Source organism: Psychrobacter sp. 1Y4, from assembly GCF_051847555.1.
The window spans coordinates 1-511 of the sequence record NZ_JBPYDE010001185.1 but is presented as its reverse complement, the minus strand read 5'-3'; the positions used below and the strand labels follow the sequence as shown (position 1 = coordinate 511).

Annotated in this window: 1 protein-coding gene and 1 pseudogene; both read right to left on the bottom strand. The window is 43.1% G+C overall.

All coding sequences use genetic code 11. From position 1 onward, the window contains the following. A partial coding sequence (locus tag ACS8FC_RS21060) for a hypothetical protein (RefSeq protein ID WP_439298213.1) occupies positions 1–276 on the bottom strand: 276 nt, incomplete at its 3' end. Between the two features lie 50 nt (positions 277–326). Next, positions 327–511 (bottom strand): annotated as a pseudogene (locus tag ACS8FC_RS21055) (sulfite exporter TauE/SafE family protein); the annotation flags it as partial.

The window sequence follows — 511 nt, the reverse complement described above, 5'->3', positions numbered from 1 at the left end:
TGAATACGTTTCTAACTGCTCAGACTCATGCATTTTTGCATTGAGCTTCTTAATGACGGCGTGTTCAACTTCTTCCAGATTTTTTCCTGCTAGCTCTGGAGCGACTGCCCATTCGATGATTTGGCGTACATATTGCTTTTTGGTGATTCCAAGAATTTGCTTTGGCTCCCACGCCAAAAACTCTACCATATTCGTAAGACCAGTCGTCCATGATAGCTGATCTTTTAAATGATTTATTGAGCCAAAAACCCGGCGATATTTTTCTGCTGCTTTCATACTAATAATGTCTCATGGTTTACATTTTTTACGACAAATATTTGAGATTGCTACAACACACCCAATCCACTTAACAACAACTGCCCTCCTGCAAATATCAGTAGCACGCCAAACGCGCGCTTGAGCATCAGAGCAGGCAATACATGGGCGAGCTTGGCACCGACTTTTGCCATCGCAAAACTTGCCACAGAAATAAATAAGAATCCTGTGACGTGGACAAACCCGATGGTGCCCT